This window comes from uncultured Maribacter sp. (assembly GCF_947495965.1).
In the GTDB taxonomy this organism is placed as follows: Bacteria; Bacteroidota; Bacteroidia; order Flavobacteriales; family Flavobacteriaceae; genus Maribacter_B.
This window is the reverse complement of sequence record NZ_CANMBB010000003.1, coordinates 155,092-180,779: the sequence shown is the minus strand read 5'-3', so window position 1 is coordinate 180,779 and position 25,688 is coordinate 155,092. Positions and strand designations below refer to the sequence as shown.

Genomic DNA, 25,688 nt, shown 5'->3' with positions numbered 1-25,688 from the left:
TAAATGCTAAACAAAAGCATAAAATTTCTAATAGAAAATAAACTTGTAGCGGTACTATTACTTATCCTTTTTATAGGATGGGGTACGGTCAATGCACCATTTAATTGGGATACAGGTTTATTGCCAAGCGACCCCGTAGCTGTGGATGCTATTCCGGATATTGGCGAAAATCAACAAATCATATTTACTAAATGGGATGGTCGTTCCCCACAAGATATTGAAGACCAAATAACATATCCCCTTACTACCTCATTGTTGGGTATTCCTGGAGTGAAAACCATTCGTAGCTCATCCATGTTCGGTTTTTCAAGTATCTATGTCATTTTCGAAGAAGACATAGAGTTTTATTGGAGCCGTAGCCGTATTCTAGAAAAACTGAACTCTTTGCCAAGTGGCTTATTACCAGAAGGTGTAAACCCTGCTTTGGGGCCTGATGCTACAGGTTTAGGGCAAATCTTTTGGTACACTTTGGAAGGTCGGGACAAAGATGGAAATGTGACAGGAGGTTGGGATTTACATGAACTGCGAAGTATTCAGGACTACTACGTAAAATACGCATTGTCATCGGCAAGCGGTGTATCCGAAGTAGCCTCAATTGGAGGATATGTTCAGGAATATCAAGTTGATGTTAACCCCGAACTAATGCGTCAATATCATATTGGATTGCATCACATTGTAAAGGCAGTAAAAGAAAGTAACAAAGACATTGGTGCCCAAACTTTGGAAATCAATCAGGCAGAATATTTAGTCAGAGGTTTGGGCTATGTAAAATCCATTGCCGATATAGAAAATGCTGCGGTTACTTCAGAAGACTTTACCACAATACGAATAAAAGACATTGCTAAAGTAACCCTGGGGCCTGCCACAAGAAGGGGTGTTTTAGACAAAGAAGGTGCAGAAGTAGTAGGTGCTGTCGTGGTTGCTAGATATGGTGCCAATCCTTTGGAAGTTATCAATAACGTTAAAGAAAAAATTAAGGAACTAAGTGCAGGACTACCGTCTAAAGTATTGAAAGATGGCGGGACTTCGCAAGTTACCATTGTTCCGTTTTATGATAGAACAGAACTGATTCATGAAACTCTGGGAACACTTAATGAGGCATTGACCTTAGAAATATTGGTTACCATTTTGGTCATTATCATAATGGTATTTAACCTGCGCGCCTCTATCCTCATTTCAGGTTTACTGCCTGTAGCCGTACTAATGGTATTTATAGCTATGAAGCTCTTTGGTGTGGATGCCAATATTGTAGCATTATCAGGAATTGCTATAGCCATTGGAACGATGGTGGACGTTGGCGTTATTCTTTCGGAAAACATCATTAGGCATTTGGATGAAGAGAAAGGAAAATTACCAATAAACACCATAGTTTATAATGCCACAGCCGAAGTTTCAGGTGCCATTGTAACAGCAGTAATGACTACTATTATCAGTTTTATTCCTGTCTTCACGATGATTGGTGCAGAGGGAAAATTATTCAGACCTCTGGCTTTTACAAAAACCTTTGCACTGACAGCCTCCATCATAGTCGCGTTATTCTTAATACCACCGTTCGCAGCATTTTTATTTCAAAAGAAAAGCATTAGAAAAAGATTGAATTACCTGCTAAATGGAATACTCATCCTCTTGGGAATTACAGTGCTTGTATATGGATACTGGTTAGGAGTAATTGTTATTGCTTTTGGAGTAGTGGCCTTGTTAAAACTACAAGATAAAGTTTCCGAAAAGCGAGCGAATCTATGCAATATCATCATATCCGCTTTAGCCATTATTTTTCTTTTAGCTGAATATTGGCGACCATTGGGAGTCGATAAAAATATTTTTTGGAACCTCATTTTCGTGAGTCTTATCTGTTTTGGACTATTAGGTGTTTTTGCACTCTTCAGAAGGTATTACACGCGTATTTTAAAATGGGCTTTGGCTAATAAAGCCCTGTTTTTATCGGTGCCCACACTTATCGTCATTGGTGGGTTTTTTATCATGAAAAATACTGGCAAAGAGTTTATGCCATCACTAAATGAAGGTTCATTTTTATTGATGCCCACTTCCATGCCGCATTCAGGTGTAGAAGAAAATAAACGTGTGCTACAACAGTTGGACATGGCGGTGGCAAGCATTCCAGAAATAAAAACTGTTGTAGGTAAATCTGGGAGAACAGAATCGGCTTTAGACCCAGCACCCCTGTCCATGTATGAAAACGTGATTCAGTACAAATCGGAATATATGATGAATGAAAATGGAACACGCCAACGCTATAAGGTAAATGATGATGGGTGGTTTGCATTGAAAAAAGGAGGTTTTGTTCCCAATCCAAATTCAGACGAAAGCACTGAGCTCGACCCTGAAATCAAAAAAGAAGATTTAATTGCGGATACCAATGGCGAATTCTATCGCAATTGGCGGCCAGAAATACAATCTCCTGATGATATTTGGAAAGAGATAGTTAAAGTCACCAAGTTGCCGGGAGTGACTTCTGCACCAAAACTGCAGCCGATAGAAACCCGATTGGTGATGCTGCAAACAGGAATGCGGGCACCTATGGGAATTAAGGTAAAAGGACAGGATTTAAAACAGATTGAGGCATTTGGAGTGCAATTGGAGAATATCTTAAAGCAAGCCGAAGGAGTTAAAAAAGAAGCCGTTTTTGCAGACCGTATTGTAGGTAAACCTTATTTGCTGATTGATATAGATAGAGAAAAAATTGCCCGATATGGTATTTCAATTGATGCAGTACAAAATGTATTGAAAGTAGCTGTTGGTGGTATGGTCTTGACCCAGACAGTTGAAGGGCGCGAACGTTATGGTGTACGTGTGCGATATCCTAGGGAATTGCGTTCTACGCCTACCGATTTAAAGAACATTTATGTTCCCGTGGAGAAAGGAAGCCCAGTACCGTTAAGTGAATTGGCAACCATTCGATATGAACAAGGTCCGCAGGTAATTAAAAGTGAAGATACCTTTTTAGTGGGCTATGTACTGTTTGACAAACTCGATGGTTTTGCAGAGGTAAATGTAGTTGAAAATGCCCAAGCACTTATCCAAAAGAAAATTGATGCAGGCGAATTGATAGTGCCCAAAGGAATCAATTATCAATTTACGGGAACCTATGAAAATCAAATACGCGCCGAAAAAACATTATCGATGGTCGTACCATTAGCATTGATTATTATCTTTTTAATCCTGTATTTTCAATTCCGTTCCGTAGCTACATCCTTAATGGTTTTTACAGGTATCGCCGTTGCTTTTGCAGGTGGTTTTGTAATGATTTGGTTATATGGTCAAGACTGGTTTTTAAACTTTAATTTCTTCGGGGAAAATTTGAGAGACCTCTTTCAAATGCACACCATTAATTTAAGTGTTGCAGTCTGGGTCGGTTTCATCGCATTGTTTGGTATCGCCACAGATGATGGTGTGGTAATGGCTACCTACTTAACCCAAACTTTTGATAGAAACAGCCCTAAAACCAGAAAAGAAATAAGGGCATCCATTGTGGAGGCAGGAGAAAAACGAATTAGACCATGTTTAATGACTACAGCCACTACTATTCTTGCATTACTGCCCGTGTTAACATCAACAGGAAGAGGAAGTGATATCATGATTCCTATGGCAATCCCAAGCTTTGGGGGTATGCTCATAGCACTAATCACCTTGTTTGTTGTACCCGTGTTATATAGCTGGAAGCAAGAAGTTCAACTTAAAAAAGCAAGCATATGAAACGTATTTTTTTAATAGTCATTCTGTTGTTTGGTTTTGGGTTTGCCAAGGCGCAACAATTACAATCTTACATAAACGAAGCCTTAAAAAACAATCCGAATATTCAAGCGAGTGAGCTGCGTTACAACATCGCCACTGAAAAAGTAAATGAAGCGAATTGGCTGCCCAATACAGAGTTTGCTACAGGTTATTTTATAAGTGAACCGGAGACTAGAACAGGTGCTCAGAAAGCTCGATTTTCTGTTAAGCAAATGTTGCCCTGGTTTGGTACTGTTTCCGCACGCGAAAAGTATGCTTCGGCAATGGCGGAAACGGATTATGTAGATTATCTGGTTGCAAAGAGAAGACTAAGCTTAAATGTAGCCCAATCCTATTACGTGCTCTACAGTCTTAAGGCGAAGCAAGTTGTATTGGACAATAACATTCAATTATTGGAAACCTATGAACAACTAGCATTGACCGCTGTTGAAGTAGATAAAGCCAGTGCTGTAGATGTGCTTCGATTGCAAATTAGACAAAACGAATTGCAGCAGCAAAAAGAGATTTTGCAAGAGAAATTTGTGGCAGAACAGGCTGTGTTTAACGGGTTGTTGAATCGAGATGGTGACATAACGGTAGAAGTAGTACAACAGATGATTTTACCTCAAACAGAACCAATCGTTGATGATAGTCTTGGGCTGAATCCAGAATTACTTCGTTTTGATAGATTATATGCGTCTGTTACGCAAGCAGAATTGCTCAACCAGAAAGAAGGTGCACCAAAGATTGGTTTTGGACTGGATTATCTTCCTGTCCAAGAACGCGCAAATCTGAATTTTAGTGATAATGGGAAAGATATTATCATGCCTATGGTCTCTCTTTCCGTTCCCATTTTCAACAAGCGTTATCGTTCAAAAACAAAACAGAATGAGTTGCGCCAGTTTGAAATACAATCTCAAAAGCAAGAACGGTTAAACGTATTGGAATCTGCTTTTGCCAAAGCTATTGCAGGCAGAAATGAAGCTCGCATAGCATACCATACGCAGTCTAAAAACCTGGAACAAGCCAAAAATGCTGAACAGATTCTCATCAAGAATTATGAAACGGCAACTATTGACTTTAATGATGTGTTGGATATTCAGGAACTGCAATTGAAATTTCAATTGAATCAAATAGAATCGGTAAAAAGGTATTACTCACAGTTTGCCATTCTGAACTATTTAACCAAATAAAATTCTATATAATAATTAAAAACAATAAAAATGAAAACAGTAAAAACATTAATCGCAATCACAATTTTAGTAGTAACAGCTTATGCTTGTAAAGACGGTAATTCTTCTGAAAAAACAATAGTCAAGAATAGTGCTACGGCGGCAACACCAATGGTAAATGCCTATCTCGAAATTAAGAATGGCCTGGTTGCTGACAGTAAAGAGGCTACAGTTAAAGGTGCTAATGAATTGATTACCGCCTTTTCAAGTTTTGATATGACCAAGCTTACCGGTGCAACCCATAAAACATATATGGAAATTATGGAAAATGCTAAAGAGCATGCAGGGCATATCGCTAAAAGTGATATTGACCATCAACGTAAGCACTTTGAAGGTTTAAGTTCAACCATAAACGACCTTGTTGCACTTTTAGGAACGGAAAAGACTTTGTATCAGGATTTTTGCCCAATGGCAAATAATAACCAGGGAGCCTATTGGTTAAGTGAAGTTAAGGAGATTAAAAACCCATATTTCGGTTCTAGAATGTTGAAATGTGGTAGTCTGAAAAAACAAATCAATTAAAATGAAAAAGTATAGTATTTACATCATAGGGGCGGCTCTATTTGGATTGTTAGCAGGTTACCTGCTATTCGGAAACTCCAATGCTGAAAAAGATACAATGGTTACACATGACCATTCATCTGAATCCGCTGACCAAATGTGGACCTGTTCCATGCATCCACAAATTATGAAGCCCGAAGCAGGAGATTGCCCTATTTGTGGGATGGATTTAATCCCCGCAGAAAATAATGCGGTAGGATTAGAGGCAAATCAATTTAAGTTAACTAAAAACGCAATGGCTTTAGCCAATGTACAGACTTCTATTGTAGGGCATGGTGAAACAGCAGATGGAGTCATTAAGTTATCTGGGAAAATTGTTGAAAATGAAGAAAACAATCTAGTTCAGGTTAGTTATTTTTCTGGAAGAATTGAGCGTTTAAATGTGAACTTTACAGGAGAAACCGTTCGTAAAGGTCAATTACTGGCAACTATATATTCACCAGAATTATATGCGGCACAACAAGAATTAATTACTACTGCTTCTTTAAAAGCATCTCAACCAGGGCTATACAAAGCGGTACGCAATAAACTAAAGCTGTGGAAACTCTCGGAACAGCAAATCAATCAAATTGAAACGACAGGAGAAATAAGGGATAACTTTCCTGTTTACGCTACAGTTTCAGGAACTGTATTGGAAAAACTTGTGAATCAGGGCGATTATATCAAAATGGGGCAACCCTTATTTAAAATTGCCAATTTAAATACGGTCTGGGCAAACTTTGATGTGTATGAGAATCAAATTAATTTATTTAAAAAAGGGCAGGAAGTATTGGTAACCACCAATGCCTATGCTAACAAGGAATTTAAGGCAAAAGTAGATTTTATAGACCCCATTTTGGATAATAGAACACGAACAGTGAAACTAAGAGCGGTCTTAAAAAATGCAGATGATATTTTTAAACCAGGAATGTTTGTGCAGGCTAAAATAAAAGGCATTCAGCAAAATGAAAGACAAGTGTTAAAAGTGCCGTCATCAGCAGTGTTGTGGACTGGTGAACGTTCAGTTGTTTATATAAAAACAAATCCTAGCAAACCTGTCTTTGAATTACGAGAAGTGGCGGTAGGCGATGAAATAGGAGGAAACTATGAAGTTTTCGAAGGTTTGGAAAACGGTAATGAAATTGTAACCAATGGAGCTTTTACGGTTGATGCTGCAGCACAGTTACAAGGCAAAAAATCGATGATGAATAAAGAAGCAGGTAAAAAAATGACAGGACATGAAGGGCATCATATGTAACATATGAGTCCTTCGCAACTAGGTGCTGAAAATATTATGGTTCATATTTCAGAAATATAAACTTGAAACATGCAATTTCATTACGTATAATAAACCGTATTCCTGTTATTTAAACTGAACTAATGAGATGATATATAACTCAAAAGAGGTGAATAATGTCACAAAGACTAACCAATAAATGAAACGCTATAAGGATATACTGAAAACATTAGGCACTGAATTAGATGAAATAGAAACCAGAATTGAAGATGTATTGATTAGAGCTGAAAAAGGAATAAGACTCGCTAAAAAAGCGTTGCAGGAAACACGGAAATTAATCGATAAACATGAGTTTAAATCAGAACACGATGAAATTACCTTTTTCAAAAAAATCAAACCCTCATTGAATAGTAAATTGATTTACTATGTAAAACTGTTTAATATAGAAAGTAGAAGGCCTCGTAGCAGTAAAAAGTCACAAACAAAATACTTAAATGGTCATATTGATAAACTCCAAAGTTTCTTTAACGAGAACCTGGAGTTTTACCATTATTACCGAAGAAATGCAACCTCGTTAGATGAACAATACTTTTTAAGAAATAAGGCAGATATTCGATTGCTCCCAGATTGTTTGCTTTTTTATACAGATGAACAGTTTTCAACGAGCCATGACAGTACAGTAGCAACAATTATAGCGTATGATATGCTCATTGTTCATCTCAAAACTGAAATTGATAAACTTGAAAATAACAATGGTATGGAACAGGCAATGAATCCTTTTAGTCAACAGTCGCATTTATTTTGGACAGCCCACAAAACTGACCTAATTGAGTTAATCTATGCGCTTCATAGCTGTGGTGCCGTAAATAGTGGTACTGCAGATATAAAAGAGATGGCAGCTGCTTTTGAACGATTGTACAATATTGATTTAGGTAATTATTATCACACCTTTGTGGAAATAAGGTCTAGGAAATCCAACAACACTAAATTCCTTGATAAGTTAAAAACAGCACTACTTAAGCGTTACGAAGATTCCGATGAATAATACCATAGTTGTACCCAAGTTGGGTGTATTAATTACCTATGGCAATGTCATTTTATTTGCTGGTGAATGATGCGACGATATTTTTTACAGTTATTAAATAGTATTAATGTAACTCATTAAAAATGAGTAAAAAAAGAACCCAAGTTGGGATTGCCTATTGAATAAAGTAGATTAATACTTACCAAATTTGTAGGACGAAAGTCAAATCGAAGATTCACGAACACCGATTTATTGAAATATTAAGTTCGTGAGCTAAATCAATGCAAAGCCGTCTAATATCTCTCAACTGATTGAAGACGGTTTTGTTTTCTAAAAAAGTCTTACTTATGGGAGCAACTATTATTACCACTGAAGACTTGATGGAATTCAAATTAGAATTATTAGAAGACATCAAGCAACTTTTACAAAACCAAAACGGACAGCCTGCCAAAAAATGGCTTAAATCTCCAGAAGTCCGAGAGCTTTTGGGTATTTCTCCAGGTACTTTGCAAAATCTACGCATTAACGGCACATTGCCTTATACCAAGATTGGTGGAGTATTGTATTACGACTATCAGGAAATAATGCAGGTGTTGGAACAAAACAGAATTCATAACAAATTCTAGATTTTGGTTTGCAAGACATTAATTATATCAAGCATCTCAATGGGGTGTTTGAGCAATTTTCCAAAGACCATAGGTTAAATCCAACTCACATCAGTTTGTATGTGGCCTTGTTTCAAATTTGGAACCACAATTTCTTTAAAGATGAATTCTATATCAACCGCGAAGAAGTCATGGGGTTTTCAAAGATTGGCTCAAAGTCTACCTACCATCGTTGTATCAAAGAGTTGAGTCATTGGAATTACTTGCTCTACACACCATCTCACAACCCATTTAAAGGAAGTCGAATCAAGATGTTCAATTTTGGGACAAGTACCGAACAAGCTTTGTACCCAAGCAGTACCAAAATAGAGACAAGTACTGGACAAGCATTGGTACCTATAAACAAACATATACAAACTATAGAAAACAATAAAAACATAAACAAACGGGAATTTTTAGAAAATTCAAATTCAGAAAATGAAGAAAACTATTTGGCGAGTGTCCCATATCAGGACAACCTTAAGACCAGTTTGGATAAAAACTATGATGACCCATTATAATCGTCGGGCTCTAATCCGAAGGGAAAGTAATATGAAACAACTATTAAAACCACATATCATCACTGAAGGAACTGTGCAGTATGTATTGGGTACTATGCGAGGCAATCAAATTTTGTATGATTTTGATAAAATGTTGGTATATCTAGATGCTAAAGGGAAATTACTTTTCGGTAAGAAATTTAAAATCTATAAAGAAGACCGTGATATTCTATACAAACTATGCCTGTATTTTATCCAGGATAGAATTGCGTGCAAAGAGTTTGAAATTGATATTGACAAAGGTATTTTGCTTTCTGGTCCTGTAGGCTGTGGTAAAACCTCTTTGATTCGTTTATTGAAACACCTAGTACCACACCGAAAACCCTACGAAGTTGTACCCACTCGAAACATCGTTTTTGGATTTAATCATATCGGTTATAAGACCATTGAAGATTACGGAAACACCCAATTTTTTTGTTTTGATGATTTAGGTGTTGAGCCTATGGGTAGACACTACGGTAAAGACTGTAATGTGATGGGTGAAATTTTACTATCTCGTCATGACTTATTTCTGGACAAGAAAATTAAAACTCATGCTACTACGAACTTAAATGCTGCAGAACTGGAAGAACTTTATGGTATTCGTGTTCGTAGCCGAATGCGACAGCTTTTTAATTTGGTGGCTTTTGATAGGGGGAGCAGGGATAAGAGAAAATAATGTTAATTTTTTTCTTTATAAGTCTTCCTTATTATCTAAGATTTTAGGTTATAATTTCTTATTTTGGTCAAAATTTGTCAAGACCCGCATTGAACACAAAAAAATGATTGGAGAGCACATTAGAGTACTCAGAGAAAACCAGAATCTTTTACTTAGGGAATTAGCAGCTACGCTCAGAATAGATACTGCAATGTTAAGTAAAATGGAAAGAGGCTTACGTCCTTTTAGAAAAGAAGATATTAAGCCTTTATCTAACATTCTGAAAGAAAATGAAAGTAAATTATACACATTATGGTTAGCTGATAAAATTCTAAGAGTAACTGACAATGATAAGTTTACTAGTGATGCGCTAGAAATAGCACTGATGAGCTGTAAACAAAATAATATGAATCAAAAGAATAGATAGACATATATACCATGTCCAAAAGAATAGAAAAAATAATAGATGAAATAGTTGACCAGTATGCATATGCAGACCAGTCAGACAGACCGTGGATAATTGGTTTTAGCGGAGGAAAAGATTCTACAGTATTACTTACATTAGTTTGGAGAGCTTTGGAAAAAATTAAAAATTTACCAACTCCATTTCAATTAAGAAGACCAGTATATGTCGTCTGTAATGATACTTTAGTTGAAAATCCAATTATTTCATCCTATGTAGATGATGTATTAGAAAAAATTGATGTAGCAGCTAGAGAACAAAACCTTCCTGTTTTTGTTAAGAAAACGGCTCCTTTACTTGAAGAAACTTTTTGGGTAAATGTTTTAGGTAAAGGTTACCCTGTTCCGAACAATTCTTTTCGTTGGTGTACAGATAAGCTTAAGATTAGACCTACTTCAAATTTTCTCGTTGAACAAATAGATGAAAAAGGTGAGGCAATTGTACTTCTAGGTACTAGATATGAAGAAAGTGCTTCCAGAGAGCGTTCAATGAAAAAACATGAAATTCAAGGACAAAGATTATCTAAACATCAAACAGGAGTAAATACTTATGTTTATGCTCCTATTAAAGAATTAATGTTAGAGGAAGTTTGGTACATCATAAATACTTTTGCTTCACCTTGGGGATTTGATAATTCTATTCTGTTTCAAATCTATTCAGATGCAAGTGCAGATGACTATGAATGTCCTACAGTTGTGGTAAATAAAAAGCACTCTTCTTGTGGTCAATCTCGTTTTGGATGTTGGACATGTACTGTTGTTAAAAAGGATAAATCTATGTCTGCATTAATAGAAAATGGACAGCATTGGATGACCCCATTACTTAACTATAGGAATTCCTTAGCTGAAGAAAGAAATATTCACGAGAACAGGATGCCAGAAAGAAGAGATGGAAGACCAGCTGTTCATGAAGAGGGTACTAATTGGGGACCATATTGGCCAGCATATAGATTTAAAAAATTAAAAGAATTACTTTTAATTCAGAAAGAAATCCAAAAGGAAAGACCTTATATATATCTTATTAAAAATCAAGAATTGATAGCAATACAAGTTACTTGGAATAGAGATTTATATTTTGATAAAAATGTTGGAGATTTATATCGTGAGATTTTTGGTAAAGAGATGAATACCAATAATACAAAATCACTAAATAATACAGAAAAAAGGATTTTAAAAGAGGTTTGTGAAGATGATATGAATTATTACCACCTTATAGATAATCTTATTTCTCTCCAAGAAACCAAGACTTTAATGGTGTCAAAGTATGGTTTACATAATGATATTGAAAAAAGAATTGAACGTTTCGTAAATCCAAAGGAATATGAAAATAAGTAAAGTTAGCTTACATAATTTCCGAATATATAAGGATGTAAACGAATTATCTTTTGCACCTTTTTCTGAAAAAAACATCAGTGTAATAGCAGGAAGAAATGGGTATGGAAAAACCACACTTTTAACTTCTTTACTTTGGGCTTTTTATGGAAAATTGATTGGTCAAGTAGAAAATAAATACAGACTTGATATTAAACAAGCTGGAGGTTATCCTAATTACCTAATTTCCTTATTAAATAGAGATGTAAAAGCGAATAGTAGTTCGGAAGAACAAAGTTTTTATGTTGAAATTAAATTAGAAGAACTTTCTATACCTGCGTTATCTTGTAATTCTATAACCATTAGGAGGTCTTATAATTTAGGAGATAAAGAAGAGAAATTAAATATTTTGATTGATGGCTCAGAAAATGAGTTAACAAAAGAAGTAGGTTACGAATTATTCATAAATGATTTTATATTACCTAGAGAAATTGCCAAATTTTTCTTTTTTGATGCAGAGAAAATAGTTTCGCTTGCTGAAGCTAAATCTCTAGAAGAGTTAAGAAGTTTAAATAAAGCGTATTCTGAAGTCTTAGGAATTAAGAAATACGAAGAATTAAAAAAGAATCTTGAATCATTACGCTCTAAATTAATACGGGATGAAATCTCAGATAAAGAACGTAAAGAATTAGAAGAATTATACAAAAAAGCTGACGATTCATCTAAATTACTAGAATATAATTTAGAACAACAACAAGAGGTTTCAGAAGAATTATCTAATTTAAAGCAGCGTAGTAGTAACATTCAAGAAAAGCTTATTCGTGAAGGTAATTCAATAACATTAGAAGAATTAAAAGAGTTAAAAAAAGACCGAGATACATTTAAAAAAGAATCCGCAGTAATTAAATCGGAACTTTCATCCATTCTCGATTTAGCACCTTTAGTACTGGCAGGCAAAAAGCTCACGCAATTAAAAGAACAATTAGATTTAGAGTTTAATAGTAATATCGCATCTGATAATATTATCAAGAAAGAAATCACTTCTTTTTCTAATACCTTATTAGAAAAACTTAAAAAATCTGGTCTAAAGGATAGGAATGAGTTTGAAAATATAATTGAATCGGTAATAGAACAGCGTTTTGAAAAAACACCTCAGAATACTCAAACGCTTTTAGCATTTAATGAAGAAAAGTATCGGAATTTTAATGCGCTATACAGTAATATAAAAGGTGCATATAGTTCGCAGCTCAAAAATATAGTTCAAAGGGAAAAGAATAACCGTGTTTTGCTCTCAAGAACATTAAACAAAATTAAACAAGCAGAAGCGAGAAAAGACAATCATTTAGCCGTAAAACTTAGAGAAGAAAAAATGCTTACGGATAGGCAGATTGATGAATTAGAGCTTAAAAACAGGTCTTTATCAGTTGAAGAAGGAACATTATCAGCAAAAAATAGTTCAGACAAAAAATTGGTTTCTGAACGAGAAAAGAAATTCAATCTTGTTGAAATTGATAATAAGAAGTTAAAAGCTACTCAAAACTTATTAGAAAGAATCAATTCTTTAATTACACGTATAAAGGAAGATAAAAAATATACATTACAAAAAGGCTTAAAGCTTATTCTTAACAAGTTAATGCATAAAGGAAACTTTATTAACGATGTGAAAATCATAATAAATGATGACACCTTAATAATTGATTTAATTGATGAAAATGGATTTATAATAGATAAGGAAACCCTTTCTAAAGGAGAGCAACAATTATATGCAACAGCTTTATTAAAAGCACTAGTAGATGAATCTGGAATAAAATTCCCAGTTTTTATAGATAGCCCACTTCAAAAATTTGATAAATTTCATTCTCAAAATATAATTGAAGAATTTTATCCTACAATTTCAGAGCAAGTAGTATTGCTACCATTGTTAGAAAAAGAACTTACAGAAAAGGAATATAGAACGTTAAAACCTAATTTACACAATAGCTATATGATTGATAATATTAATCATAATAGTTCAAGTATTACAAATGTAGATTTAGATAATGTTTTTAATGAGTTAAATGAAGGTATCTATGTTTAAGCAAATAAAAACAAGTGAGGCTAACAGAGAAGTTGTAGCTCAATTAAGTAAAAAATTAAATTTAGGAAAGGAAAATGTTATTGCAAGAATAGCATTAACACACTCATTGTCTAAGGATAAAAGATTAGATTTAAAGCATATTAAAGATGCTAAAGGCAAAGAATATTCAAAATCAGTATTATTAGGAGAATATGAAGATGTTTATGTTGGTTTAATCTGTACACATTATAACCTATATAAATCAGACAAAAATCTTGCTAAGTATATTAAAATGCATATTGATGATGGCTTGGAATTACTTAATAATGAATTAAATGAGAACCCTAAGTTTGATGGGTTTGATTTTTTAACAGAAAAAATAGATTCTGCTTTGAAAGAGATTAATTAGTTTATGGTTACAACAAAAACGTTAGATATACTCGATGCTGAATATACTACAATTGTTAAAAAGTATAAAGAATTAGAAGATAATTTAAGATATAAAAATTCTGAAGAAACATTTATCCTAGACCCTATATATTGGGAAAAATATCAAAATGAGATAGATGCATTAAACTGTGTTTTAGATTGGAAAGAGTTTAAATTTGATAGTAAGCCAAATTTAGAGACATTAATCCCTACAAATGAAATAGGTATATATATGTTTACGGTAAAGCCTAATAATCTAATTTACGATTTTCCGAAGTATGTTATTTATGTAGGTATTTCTGGTGAAAAAGGTTCGAATAGACCTTTAAAAGAAAGATTAAATGATTATTTTAATTTTAATGAAATTAAAAAGAGGAAAAAGTTACATAGACTTTTAAGTAAATATTTTAAAAATACTCATGTGGCTTATTCGACAGTTAATATTACATGGCAAAATCTAGAAAAACTTGAAAAAGCATTTCATGGCTTTTTTCTTCCTATTGGAAATTCTAGAGATTTCCCAGTGGATATAAAAACAATTAAAGATGCCTTTTGATGAATGATAATTATAAATTAGCTGTTCCTTGTCTTAGGGGGATTATTGGAGATTGGGTGTATTACACATCTCTAATGTCTGCAAAACAAATTTCGGATACTGTTTCAACTGTGAAAGAAATACGTGAAGCAAAAACTCTTGATGAAGTTTTACAGCGAAAACTAAAAGAACGAAAAGCTGATATCGCAAGATATTTAATTTCAAAAGACTCTAGATTTTTTAATTCTATTATTTTAGGAGTATTTGATAATGTACCTAAATGGATTGAATTTGACTTAACAGATAAATTTAATGCAGTTTTAAAGGGTGAAGATATTGAAAATTCAGAGTCGTCCATGGGGATAATGATTTTCAATGGTAATGAGAAAATTTTTGCTATTGATGGGCAACATAGAGTTGAAGGTATAAAAATTGCTTATCAGAAGTGTTTAGATGCTAATGTTGAAAATAGTGTTTTGGAAGACCAATACCCTGTGATTTTTATAGCTCATGTGGATGATAACGATGGAAGAAAACGTACAAGAAGACTTTTTTCTGATATAAACACGAATGCAAAACAGGTTTCAAAAGGTGATAGAATTATAATTGACGAAGATGATATAAAAGCTATTGTAGCTAGAAAATTATATCAGGATTATGCGAACTTCTCGAAAAATACTAAAAGTATTATATCTGTATCAGAACAGGCAAACCTTGAAAAAGATGATGATAAATATTTTACTAACCTAATCACTCTTCATACAGTAAATATCCATTTAAAGAAACTCTATAGATTACCCAATGGCACAAGTCAAAACGATAAAGAAAATGTTACTGCATTTTATAAAATAGTAACAGATTTTTATGATAGAATAATTAGAGATATAGAAGATTACAAGAAGTATTTTCTTGATAGAACCTCTAATTTATCTGAATTAAGGTTGAATAATAAATATTTATTATTTAGACCTGTAGGATTGATATTAATTACGAGAATCTATTGTTATTATTATAAAAAAGAGAGCCTGGATTTATTTAGTAAAAATATAAATAAATTATGTTTTGTTTTTCCAGAAAGTCCTTTGAATGGAGTGATTTGGAATAATGGAAAAATGGAGGTTAGAGCTAAAAATCAAAATTTATCATATGATTTATGCCTTTATTTGTTAAATGAATTACCTGAAAATAAAAAACCGAAATTATTAGAAACTTATAGAGAAATAACAAAAAATAAAGATGCTAGTTTACCTGAAAAAATAGTCTCTTAATTGTTTTTATGTATAAATACTCTTTTAAAACCAACTTAATGAAATAAAAAATGGCAGGACAAATAAACGGAAATCCAACCAAAACTTTTTTCATAGAAATGATTACTCGTGATATTTCTATAAAAGATGCTATACTAGATTTGTTAGATAATTCTATAGATGGAGCTAATTCAATAAATCCAGATAACTATGAAGGGTTATATATTGATATAAATGTAGATGGGAATAGCTTTACTGTTAAAGATAACTGTGGAGGATTTTCATTAGAAACAGCAAAGAAATATGCATTTCGTTTTGGAAGACCTGATGAAATAGTCTTAAATACAGGTTCAATAGGAAGGTTTGGTGTCGGAATGAAACGAGCTCTTTTTAAAATGGGGATGAATTTTGAAGTAGAGTCAAAAACCGAAGATGACCATTTTCAAATTGATGTTAACGTTCAAGAATGGAAAAACAAAAAAACTACTATTAAAGATGAAGAAGATAATGAGTTGGAGATAGAAGATTGGAATTTTAATTTTCAGTTTATAAATGAAGGAACTGTGAATTTAGAACAAAGTGGAACCTTTATTCATGTAGAAAATTTAAAAACGGAGGTTTCTAATATTTTTCAGGATACTGAGTTTTTAAATGAATTAGAAAGTGACATAGAAAGGTTCTTAAATTTTAGCCTCGAAAAGGGGCTAAAAATTACTTTAAACGGAAAAGACTTAGAAAAAAGAGGAATTGTTCTTTTCAATGAAGAATCTAAGCCTTATTTACATGAAGGAACAATTGATGGTGTTAACTTTAAAATAGCAGCAGGTCTAAGTCATGTTGGAGACCCAAAAACCTCTGGTTGGTATATCTATTGTAATGACAGGCTAGTTTTAGAAGAAGACAAAACCACAGCAACAGGGTGGCATACTGCTGGTATTCCAAAATGGCATGTAGATTATGTAATGTTTAAAGGGGTGGTGTTTCTGGATTCAGATGATACTTTAAAGTTACCATTAACAACGACAAAAAAAGGAATTGATACAACTTCCGAATTATATAAGAAGGTGTTATTCTTTATGAGAGAGGCTATGAATTCGGTTTTAGGTTTTTTAAAAGAAGTTCGTAAGTTGGGGAATGAAGCAAATGATTATAGAAAAATTTTAGGAGAACAAGAAGATAAAATTGTAGTTAGTGAATTAAAAACTGTTGCTGTTGCAGAGCCGAGAAAGTTTATTTCACCAGAAATTAGTATTGATGTAATTGCTGAAAAGAAAGATTATGTTAGAATTGCCTATAATGCTAATAGAGAGTTAGCTGATTTGGCTAAAAATCATTCAGGGACATCAAATTTTAAACAATTAGGTGAATACATTTTTGACTATTATTTAAAAATGGAAGAATTAGCGGAAGATGAATAGTCCAAAATACTTAAACTATGAGGTAAGACCTTTTAAGTTTACAGAAAGAAAAATGATGCTAGCTTCTTTACAAAGAATATGTAGTTATTTTGGTTCAGATTATCAATATATTGGACTTGGAGGGCTTTCCTTTGCTGATTTTAAGTTGTTCCATAAAGAACTTCATATTGATGACATGATTAGTATTGAGGGAGGTAGCTTTAGCCAAGAAAAATTAGAGTTTAATTCTCCTTACTCATTTATAGAGATACTAAAAGAAAGGACAACAACGGCTTTAAATAGGATTGACTTAAATAAGAAGACATTAATTTGGCTTGATTATGATGGAGTTTTGGATAATTATTTCTTTGATGATATTACAACTTTATTTAGTAAGTTACCAGAAGGTAGTATCTATATAGTAACTTGTAATAAAGAGCTTAAAGTCGATGAAACTCGAAAAGAATACGATAAAGAAAAATTCAAAGAAAAATTTGGAAGTTTAGTCCCTTTTGATATCAATAATAAAGATTTCTCTTCGGCTAATAATCATAAGACTATTAGAAAGATGATATCTAATCATATTACAAAAATTTTAAAAAATAGGTCAGAAGTAGATATTGATTTAAAATTTATTCAGCTTTTTAATTTGATATACCAAGAATATAGGGGTGCTAATATGTATACTTTTGGAGGTATTATAGCATCTAAAGATTTTGATATTTCTAGCTTAAGTTTAAATGATTTTGATTTTCTTAGTGATGATGAAAGCTCTTATAAAATTGAAATTCCGAATTTGACAAGAAAAGAAGTTGAATTAGTTAATAGTAAGGTGCATAAAAAAGAAGAAGATTTAATAGAAATGAATATTATCAGTGAAAGTGATTTAAGAAAATATAAAAAATCTTATAAATATATACCACACTTTTACGATGTTAGGGTTTAATTAAGCTTCTTCATAATATACAAATAACTAGTCCCTTTTTTTATAAATTTCAGTTTGCCTGCCTCTCGCATATGCATTAGGTCACAAGCTGAAATTTTTAATTCTTTTCTCATTTCCTTACTAGTCAGATATTTTATCTCATTTTTCACAATAACTTAGACGAAGTAAAAACTATTTACTTACTAAGTTATTATGAAACAGAAACTTCACCCACTCGTTCAAAAAACAAAAGTCGAATTAAAAAGATTAGATAAAATAAAAGACCGAAGGAGTTGGGAAGAGCAGAAAAAATATAATGGCGAGTTTTTGCCTATTTCCGTAGAGCCAAAGTTAAGAGCAAGAGCTCTAAAATTTATGAGTGATTTAATATATCTCTTAGAAGCAGATGGACATGGTATTAAATACGAATATGACCGTTGTCATATTGAAATGTACGACCAACTTACCGAAATAAATTTAAGGCAAAAGTATTTCAGAAAGCGCACTGAAAATTCATCAGGATATAGTACAGAAACTTATGAGAAAAGTGATAAGCTTGAATTTCAAATAGGGTATCATGCACGTAAAGGATGGATTGACCGAAAAACCAAATGCTTAGAGGATTATCTACAAGTCATATATGATTATCTTGAGAAAGATAGTAAAGAGTGGGCAGATTTAAGAGAAAGACAGCGTATTCAGAAAGAAAAAGATAAAATCCTAAAGGAGCAAGAAGCTGAAAAAGCTAGGTTAATGGCGATAGAAACTGAAAAATTGGAAAAACTGATTTCAGATGCTGAAAATTATGAGAAGGCTGTAAAGATTCGTACTTATCTAAAAGCATTGGAAGAAAAAATTAATTCAAACAATGAATTAAGTACTTCTGAAGGAAAAGAATATTTGAAATGGGCTTATCAAAAAGCAGATGATATTGACCCTTTATCCAGTATTTAAGTAATCCATAATGCCAATTAAAAAAGCCAACGCAATAGCCTTAATATTTTTAGGCTTCAAAAAATAATCAGCTTCATCTATACTGGTCATAAACCCCATTTCAACAAGTACAGAAGGACAATACGAAATGGTTTCTCGCAACACCTGAAAATTGGCAAACTTCACACCTCGTTTTTCAAAACCTAGCTTTTGGGTGCTTTCATTCAGAACAGAAACACCAAGAGCAATAGACTTTTTATTTTTTGAATTATGCACATAAACCTCTATACCCCTAGAATTATTTCGAGAAGCATTACAATGTAACGACACAAACACATCCGCTTTTAAACTTTTAGCCAATCGGCTTCTATCAGATAGAGAAATGAGTGTATCAGTATATCGGGTCAGATAGATATCCAATTCGTTATCAATAAGGGAATTGTTCAGTTTCAAAATGGCTTTGGCAACCTTTAGAACAACATCCTTTTCATAAGTACCATTTACACCAACGGCACCTGAATCAATTCCACCATGTCCAGGGTCAATTACAACTACTTTTTTCTGACCAAAAACCAAACACATTTTCAGCAGTAAAAACACAAAACTGACGTTTTTGAGTGTCGAGCGATTCAAAAGTTTTGGAGTTATCAACATATGTGTTTCAATTTTTCATACGATTTGATGCCAAATCACATCATTGAAAATCAATCTATTATAAATAATATTTTATTCACAAAATACTGACTTACAGTATTTTAGTATTCAATATAGCGTATTTTTCAAACAACGAAATACAACAAATTTTAAATCAATTTAGACATGAAAAAATCACTATTCCTGACCGCTTTTTTACTGCTCATTTCCAATACCATTTTTGGCCAAATTGGAGGTATTGAAGATTCCGTTAATGATGTTTCCGATACCATAAGAGCCATCTTTCCTATAATTCTGGGAGTAATCTTCCTAATAGGCTTCCTCTTCAATGCAGGTCACTTCTTTGGAGAGAATGCAGACCTCAAAAAAGGAATTACCCGTGTCTTGGTATTCGTGCTTATTGCAGGTGCAGTAGTGGGCATCTTTACTTATTTGATTGGCATCGTAGTGTAACATGAAACGCTACGAAATCTATAAAGATATTAGAAAGCGAGCAGTGATTATGGGATTGCCCATTTCATTGTTCGCCTTGATGATAACATCAGCCATCGGTTCGTTATTGTTCATCATTTTTTCCTTTAGCTTTTTAGTCATCATTTCAGTATTCATTTTCAACGGTGGTCTATTTGTGGTACTTACGCAGCTGACCAAACATCCTGCTTTACTGCATTTCAAGAAAGTATTCCCGAAAACCATCAGCAATAAAAAACTTAGTCAGTTATACTATGAAGAAAATTAATCTATCAGCATACCATCCTATTTTAAGTATAGAAAAACACATCGTGTTTGCCAATAATGGTAATGTGGTATTGTGTTATAAAGTAGACTTACCCGAAATCTACTCCTTATCCTCAACCGATTTTGAAGGCATCCATGGTTCTTGGTTTCAGGCATTCAAATCGTTGCCAACAAGTACCGTCATCCACAAACAGGATATTTATAGGAAAACCGATTTTGATGCCAGTTATATTCCCAATAAAAGCTTCTTGGAGAAGGCTACATACAAACATTTTAAAGGACGTGAATGTTTATATCATGAGTCCTATCTGTTTTTTACTCTTCCTTTAGACAAAGCATTAAACGCTTCAAAATTTACTAATCCGTTTCGCAAAGTAGAAAAAGGCATCCATAAACAAATAGACCATAATGTACAGGATTTTATTACTTCGGTAAACGATGCTGTCTCCTTTATCAATAACAGTCGAAAAATTGGTTTGAAACCACTAAATCCTAAAGAAATAATGAACATCAGCAATGCCTACTTTAATGGATTTAATGAAGGTTTTGATACTGATATTCAACTCAACAAATCTGCTATTGAAATTGGAGAGAACCATTTTGATGTACTGGCAGTAAATAGCGAACTCTGTTTTGGGGATTCGGTACAAAGCAGTAAGACCAATGACAAATTCACTTCAGATGATTTTGTATTTCATCAGGGTTTTATTGATGGATTGGGATTGAACCTCAATGAAAACCATATCATCAACCAAATCATTTACCTAGATGACAAACACAAATGGAGAAAACTTCTGGATAAAAAAATTGAAGAACTCAATAAAAGTTCCAACTTCGGAACACAGAACAAAGTCATTCAAAAGAAAATTGAGGCTATTGTTGCTAAAATTAATGAAGACGACAGTTCAAGAATTATACGTGGGCATCTCAACATTATTTTCTGGTGTCCGGAAGCCGGACGGCTAAAAAATATTGCCTCGAAGATTAAGACTGAGTTTAAGGAGCTGGATATTGTTCCGTACTATCCGAAAGGGGAAGAACGAAAGCATTATTTCCTTAATTCTTACTGTTGTTTCAGTTCCAATTTCTCCAATGAAGATTTATACGTTACCGATTTAAAACATGCACTATGCCTATACATCAACAACAGCAATTATAAGTCTGATGAGCAGGGTATCATTTTCAATGATAGGCAATATAATATTCCAGTTTTAAAAGATGTATGGGACGAGCACAAGAAGCGCATTAAGGCCAGAAACTTTGCTATTTTCGCCCCAACAGGTGAAGGCAAATCCTTTTTAGCTAATAATATACTTCGTCAATATTTTGAGCAGCAAGTCCGATTAGTCATTATCGATTTGGGAGGTTCCTATTCCAAGTTTGCCAAGCTCTATCCCAATGACCATATCATCTTACGATATGAGCAGGGAAAGAATTTGGGCATCAATCCTTTTTACATTTCCAATGAAGCAGATTTAACTCCTGAACGACTGGAAGACCTAGCCATTTTCCTATTGGAACTATTGGCTGAGGGCAAGCAGGTTTCAAAAGCCAAGGAAGTAGCCATTAAAAAAGTAATCCTCCACTATTACAAAAACGTCCGATTAAATCACTCACTGGCTTCTTTGTATCAATTTATAGACGATAAAAAAGATAGTCTCATAGAGGCTCTTAGTATAAGGGAAGAGCATTTCAGTGTTTACAACTTCTTGCACGTCCTTTCGGAATATGTAGATGATGGATTATACAGCTTCCTCTTCAATGTGAGTGAAGACCAGACTTATAAAATTGAGGATAAGCGAATGATTGTCTTTGAACTGGATGAAGTGAAGGACAACAAGGAAATCCTTTCTGTTATGCTGAAACTTATCAAATCAGCTATTCAAAGAACCATTTGGCGTAACCGTTCCGAAAGAGGTATTATCCTATTTGACGAGTTTGCCAAACAACTCAAATTCGATAATGTTCTGGAAAGCGTGGAATTCTATTATCAAGCTATCCGAAAACAAAATGGAGCTATCGGCATCATTCTACAATCCATTAATCAATTGCCTAATAATTCCACATCGGCCAGTATTTTGGAGAATACTCAGGTCATTTATAGTCTTAGGAACGAAAAAGGGTATGAAGAACTTCAAAAGCGATTGAATCTGTCGAGCCACGATTTGAATCAATTAAAGTCCATTCGCAACAACCTTACAGGAGATAGAAAATACACGGAGATGTTCATCAAGATTGGAAAAGAGAGCAACATTTTCCGTCTCGAAGTACCCAAAGAAGTATATGCCGCTTACCTCACAGATGGTAAGGAAAGTGAGCGCATCATGAAACTCTACAAACAATACCAATCAATGGAAAAAGCCATCAACATATTTATTAATTCTTAAAACGAAAATCATGAAGAACAAAATCAAAATTCTAGTATTGGCAGTAGCCATTATCTTTTTATTGCCTGCCCGTGCCACTGGCCAGGGAATGCCAGTGTATGATAATACCAACTTTATCAGTTTTGCCAAGTCTTTGATTGAATCTGCAAAACAGACTTCTCAACTTCTAAAAACAGTAAAATTTCTAAAGACTCAAAAAGAAAATATAGAAAAGGTCAATAATGTAATTAAGCAACTAAAGGCAGTGAATGAATTGGCAAAGAACAACCAAAAACTATTCCGCATTGTTCAGGATGATTTACGGGAAATTCTGCATTCTCCCTATATCAAACCCGATGAAGTAACCAAAGTTTCAGAATCCTTTAATTCAATTATTGAAAGCTCACTGGAAGGTTTGGACTATATCGACCAGATTTTGTCTAGTAACAATCTTAAAATGACAGATGCCGAACGTGCTGAAGTTTTGAAAGGTATGGAACTACAATCTAAGGAAATGGTAGCAGAAATTGAAGCCAAGACCAAACGCTATCGTGAGATTATTGCCTTTCGTGAAATGCAGGATAAAATCAATAACAGGGAAACCAATTACTAATGGCAGGTATTTTTTTGGGCATAGGATTGGAATATGTTGATGCGGTGTTTACAACCATCAAAAACAGTGACTTTTCCCAGTATACCATTACTGGGATGAAGACACTAGCCATTCTGTTCTTTCTTATCAATATCCTAAAAAAGTATAACGAAGGTGTTGCCAACAATGAAGGGTATACCTGGGGACTAACCCCTGCCGAACTGGCTAAAAATTTTGCGGTGGTTATCCTGGTCATTTTCTCAACACAGGTATTGAGTTTTTTTGATACTATTCTAGTGGCTATCGAAACCCAATACCGAGACACGGCTCCAGCGCTCCTCCCGTTACAAATGCAAGATATTGATTTGGAACAGGATGTGGGCGCACTGGAAGCCGCCAAAAAAGCAATGGCCATGTTGTATGAAGCATTAGTCACACCCTTATATGGGTTAAAAATGTTAGCTTTTATAGGTGGTATATTCCTATGGTTACTGGATTTATTTATCTACCCATTGTTTTTAGCAGAACGTTTCTTTTTGTTAGGTATCATGCAAGCTTTTTTTCCTTTGGTTATTAGTCTTGCCGTATTTGAAAAGTTCCGCTCTTTGGCATATAACTTCTTTAAATTATATGCAGGAGTATATATGCTTGTACCTGCCTTTTTCTTGGTAAATGTCTTTGTGAACAATCTCTATACAGAATTTAATACCAACTTTTGGTCAGATTTATTTGGTACAGATTGGGGCAGTAACTTTTTTGCTCCATTGCTTCAATTTGGCTCTATAGGCTTCATTGTACTGTTAAAATTTAAGCTTTATAGAAGAGCTAGCTCATTTGTATTTAAACTCTTTAGTGGAGGATAATCCCCATTAGGCAATTCTAATTAAAACTAAAAAATGAAAACACCATATCAAAATATTTACAAAGTACTTCGTTTGAATCGATTCATCGTTTTGTCCGTGGTAATAGGAACAGTTTTAGTCTGTATAGTTTCAGTGTTCATGGTCATAAAACTTCACAAAGAATCCGTGAATAATGCGTTTGTTGTCAATACGGATGGAAGTGTCATTCCCATTAAAATGGTACAGCAAAATGAAAACTTGGAAGTAGAAGTATTATCACACTTAGAATTGTTCCATACCTATTTCTACCACATCGATGCGAGTAACTATGAAAAGAACCTAGAGAAAGCTTTATGGCTGGGGAATAGTTCTGTGGATGCATTGTATAGACAGAAAAAAGCTGATGGCGTTTACAATCGATTATTACAATACTCCTTAGTGCAAAAGGTATTGAAAATTGAATCGACAATCGACATTCAACAAGAACCGTATCGATTTGAGACCATTGTCATTTTTGAAATCAATCGTGGGTCGACAATCGACATTTATGAATTGGTCACGTCAGGAAACATTATCCATGTGGATAGAAACTTCCCTAACAATACCCACGGATTATTGATAACCAACTTTTTTGAAAACAAACTGAAAAAGCTAGAAGATTATGAAAATTGAAAAGAATAAAATAGTATTTGCTGCCATTATTTTATGCGTAGTACTGTTCATTGGTTCCTACGCTGTAATTGTATTGGGAGATGAAAAAGAACCAACAATTGAAAATAATCAGATTCCAGTTCCAGAATTGAGTAGCGAGCAAAAGGAATATGATTCCAAATTAGAAGCTCTAGACGACCTGAAAGAAGTTAGGCAGACCAATGCACCCAGTATTTATGATGAACGTCTCTTGGATTCCACAGGAGTGTATGACCCCGATTTGTTGGATAAAGAAAAGATGCGAATTGTGGATAGTATTTACAATGAAGGACGTATCAGTTATTCCGATAGGAGTTTTAGAAAACCCAAGGTTAAAATTGAACCAAAGCCACTTCAGAAAGATTCTATTTCCAAGATAGCTATGAAAGAAGAAAACATCACTTCTAAAGAATTAGGACTAGAACATCAACTGTTTTTTGCTTCAAATCCATTGGAAAATGAAAATCTCGTAGCCCAGAATACTGATGCTTTCATTTATGTACGAGTAGATGGTACACAAACAGTTCGAAATAATTATCGTTTGCAAATGCGTTTGACCAAAGATGCACTCATCAATGGTAATACTGTCCGAAGAAATACACCCATTTATGGTTTCGTGAGCTTTAAACCCAATCGAACCATTATAGAAATTGAAAATATCAATCACAAACCAGTAAAGTTAAATGCGTTTGACCTTCAGGACGGAAGTGAAGGTATTTACATTGAAAATAGCTTTAGAGCTGAAGTTCGACAAGAAGTAGTTGGCGATATTGTGGATGACATCAATATCGTGGGAGTGCCACAGGTAAGTGGCATCAAAAGGATATTCCAACGTAATAATCGCAGTGTAAAAGTTACGGTAACCGATAATTACCAACTCATTTTAGCCTCTAAGAGACATTAAT

Annotated in this window: 23 protein-coding genes and 1 pseudogene; 23 read left to right on the top strand and 1 reads right to left on the bottom strand. The window is 33.8% G+C overall.

The window, feature by feature from the left end; genetic code table 11:
- Positions 1-3: 3 nt before the first annotated feature.
- The 17 genes and pseudogenes from Q0820_RS08685 (at position 4) to Q0820_RS08605 (ending at position 18,922) form a co-directional block, all read left to right on the top strand.
- Positions 4-3,714, top strand: a complete 3,711-nt coding sequence (locus tag Q0820_RS08685; RefSeq protein ID WP_298487024.1) for an efflux RND transporter permease subunit — start codon at positions 4-6, stop codon at positions 3,712-3,714.
- Positions 3,711-4,925, top strand: a complete 1,215-nt coding sequence (locus Q0820_RS08680; RefSeq protein ID WP_298487022.1) for a TolC family protein — start codon at positions 3,711-3,713, stop codon at positions 4,923-4,925. The genes Q0820_RS08685 and Q0820_RS08680 overlap by 4 nt, the downstream gene beginning before the upstream one ends.
- A 30-nt stretch (positions 4,926-4,955) precedes the next feature.
- Positions 4,956-5,486: a DUF3347 domain-containing protein gene (locus Q0820_RS08675; RefSeq protein ID WP_298487020.1), complete on the top strand. Its 531-nt coding sequence runs from the start codon at positions 4,956-4,958 to the stop codon at positions 5,484-5,486.
- Between the two features lies 1 nt (position 5,487).
- Positions 5,488-6,753 (top strand): annotated as a pseudogene (locus Q0820_RS08670) (efflux RND transporter periplasmic adaptor subunit); the annotation flags it as partial.
- Between the two features lie 187 nt (positions 6,754-6,940).
- The gene (locus Q0820_RS08665; RefSeq protein WP_298487017.1) at positions 6,941-7,786 is read left to right on the top strand and encodes an RteC domain-containing protein; all 846 of its coding nucleotides are present in this window, start codon (positions 6,941-6,943) and stop codon (positions 7,784-7,786) included.
- A 326-nt stretch (positions 7,787-8,112) separates the two neighbouring features.
- A complete protein-coding gene (locus Q0820_RS08660; RefSeq protein ID WP_298487015.1) occupies positions 8,113-8,391 on the top strand; it encodes a helix-turn-helix domain-containing protein in 279 nt (92 codons plus the stop codon).
- A 290-nt stretch (positions 8,392-8,681) separates the two neighbouring features.
- A complete protein-coding gene (locus Q0820_RS16980; RefSeq protein WP_366941654.1) occupies positions 8,682-8,930 on the top strand; it encodes a hypothetical protein in 249 nt (82 codons plus the stop codon).
- A 31-nt stretch (positions 8,931-8,961) separates the two neighbouring features.
- Positions 8,962-9,627: an ATPase gene (locus Q0820_RS08650; protein WP_298487011.1), complete on the top strand. Its 666-nt coding sequence runs from the start codon at positions 8,962-8,964 to the stop codon at positions 9,625-9,627.
- Between the two features lie 103 nt (positions 9,628-9,730).
- Positions 9,731-10,033, top strand: coding sequence for a helix-turn-helix transcriptional regulator (locus tag Q0820_RS08645; protein WP_298487009.1), 303 nt, complete (start codon positions 9,731-9,733; stop codon positions 10,031-10,033).
- Between the two features lie 11 nt (positions 10,034-10,044).
- Complete coding sequence (dndC, locus tag Q0820_RS08640; RefSeq protein WP_298487007.1) at positions 10,045-11,403, top strand: DNA phosphorothioation system sulfurtransferase DndC; 1,359 nt, start codon at positions 10,045-10,047, stop codon at positions 11,401-11,403.
- Positions 11,390-13,456, top strand: a complete 2,067-nt coding sequence (gene dndD, locus Q0820_RS08635; protein ID WP_298487005.1) for a DNA sulfur modification protein DndD — start codon at positions 11,390-11,392, stop codon at positions 13,454-13,456. The genes dndC and dndD overlap by 14 nt, the downstream gene beginning before the upstream one ends.
- On the top strand, positions 13,449-13,844 hold the full coding sequence (locus tag Q0820_RS08630) for a DndE family protein (RefSeq protein WP_298487003.1): 396 nt from the start codon (positions 13,449-13,451) through the stop codon (positions 13,842-13,844). Before dndD ends, Q0820_RS08630 begins: the two co-directional genes overlap by 8 nt.
- Positions 13,845-13,847: 3 nt before the next feature.
- Positions 13,848-14,420 carry a hypothetical protein gene (locus Q0820_RS08625; RefSeq protein WP_298487001.1) on the top strand — a complete coding sequence of 191 codons (573 nt, stop codon included), beginning with the start codon at positions 13,848-13,850 and terminating at the stop codon, positions 14,418-14,420.
- Complete coding sequence (locus Q0820_RS08620; protein ID WP_298486999.1) at positions 14,420-15,667, top strand: DGQHR domain-containing protein; 1,248 nt, start codon at positions 14,420-14,422, stop codon at positions 15,665-15,667. The genes Q0820_RS08625 and Q0820_RS08620 overlap by 1 nt, the downstream gene beginning before the upstream one ends.
- 50 nt (positions 15,668-15,717) lie before the next feature.
- Complete coding sequence (locus Q0820_RS08615) at positions 15,718-17,064, top strand: ATP-binding protein (protein WP_298486996.1); 1,347 nt, start codon at positions 15,718-15,720, stop codon at positions 17,062-17,064.
- On the top strand, positions 17,057-17,989 hold the full coding sequence (locus tag Q0820_RS08610) for an O-methyltransferase (RefSeq protein WP_298486995.1): 933 nt from the start codon (positions 17,057-17,059) through the stop codon (positions 17,987-17,989). Before Q0820_RS08615 ends, Q0820_RS08610 begins: the two co-directional genes overlap by 8 nt.
- A 192-nt stretch (positions 17,990-18,181) precedes the next feature.
- Positions 18,182-18,922: a hypothetical protein gene (locus Q0820_RS08605; RefSeq protein WP_298486994.1), complete on the top strand. Its 741-nt coding sequence runs from the start codon at positions 18,182-18,184 to the stop codon at positions 18,920-18,922.
- Here Q0820_RS08605 and Q0820_RS08600 read toward each other — a convergent pair.
- Positions 18,908-19,555: an N-acetylmuramoyl-L-alanine amidase gene (locus Q0820_RS08600; RefSeq protein WP_298486991.1), complete on the bottom strand. Its 648-nt coding sequence runs from the start codon at positions 19,553-19,555 to the stop codon at positions 18,908-18,910. The genes Q0820_RS08605 and Q0820_RS08600 overlap by 15 nt on opposite strands.
- 165 nt (positions 19,556-19,720) lie before the next feature.
- Here Q0820_RS08600 and Q0820_RS08595 point away from each other — a divergent pair, with 165 nt between their 5' ends.
- From Q0820_RS08595 to traM, 6 genes are all read left to right on the top strand, one after another.
- Positions 19,721-20,008: a hypothetical protein gene (locus tag Q0820_RS08595; RefSeq protein WP_298486989.1), complete on the top strand. Its 288-nt coding sequence runs from the start codon at positions 19,721-19,723 to the stop codon at positions 20,006-20,008.
- A 272-nt stretch (positions 20,009-20,280) separates the two neighbouring features.
- Positions 20,281-22,680, top strand: a complete 2,400-nt coding sequence (locus Q0820_RS08585; protein ID WP_298486984.1) for a TraG family conjugative transposon ATPase — start codon at positions 20,281-20,283, stop codon at positions 22,678-22,680.
- A 10-nt stretch (positions 22,681-22,690) separates the two neighbouring features.
- Positions 22,691-23,272, top strand: coding sequence for a conjugal transfer protein (locus Q0820_RS08580; protein ID WP_298486983.1), 582 nt, complete (start codon positions 22,691-22,693; stop codon positions 23,270-23,272).
- On the top strand, positions 23,272-24,114 hold the full coding sequence (locus Q0820_RS08575) for a hypothetical protein (protein ID WP_298486981.1): 843 nt from the start codon (positions 23,272-23,274) through the stop codon (positions 24,112-24,114). The genes Q0820_RS08580 and Q0820_RS08575 overlap by 1 nt, the downstream gene beginning before the upstream one ends.
- A 33-nt stretch (positions 24,115-24,147) precedes the next feature.
- Complete coding sequence (locus Q0820_RS08570) at positions 24,148-24,765, top strand: conjugal transfer protein TraK (protein ID WP_298486980.1); 618 nt, start codon at positions 24,148-24,150, stop codon at positions 24,763-24,765.
- Positions 24,755-25,687, top strand: a complete 933-nt coding sequence (traM, locus tag Q0820_RS08565) for a conjugative transposon protein TraM (protein WP_298486978.1) — start codon at positions 24,755-24,757, stop codon at positions 25,685-25,687. Before Q0820_RS08570 ends, traM begins: the two co-directional genes overlap by 11 nt.
- Position 25,688: the final 1 nt, after the last annotated feature.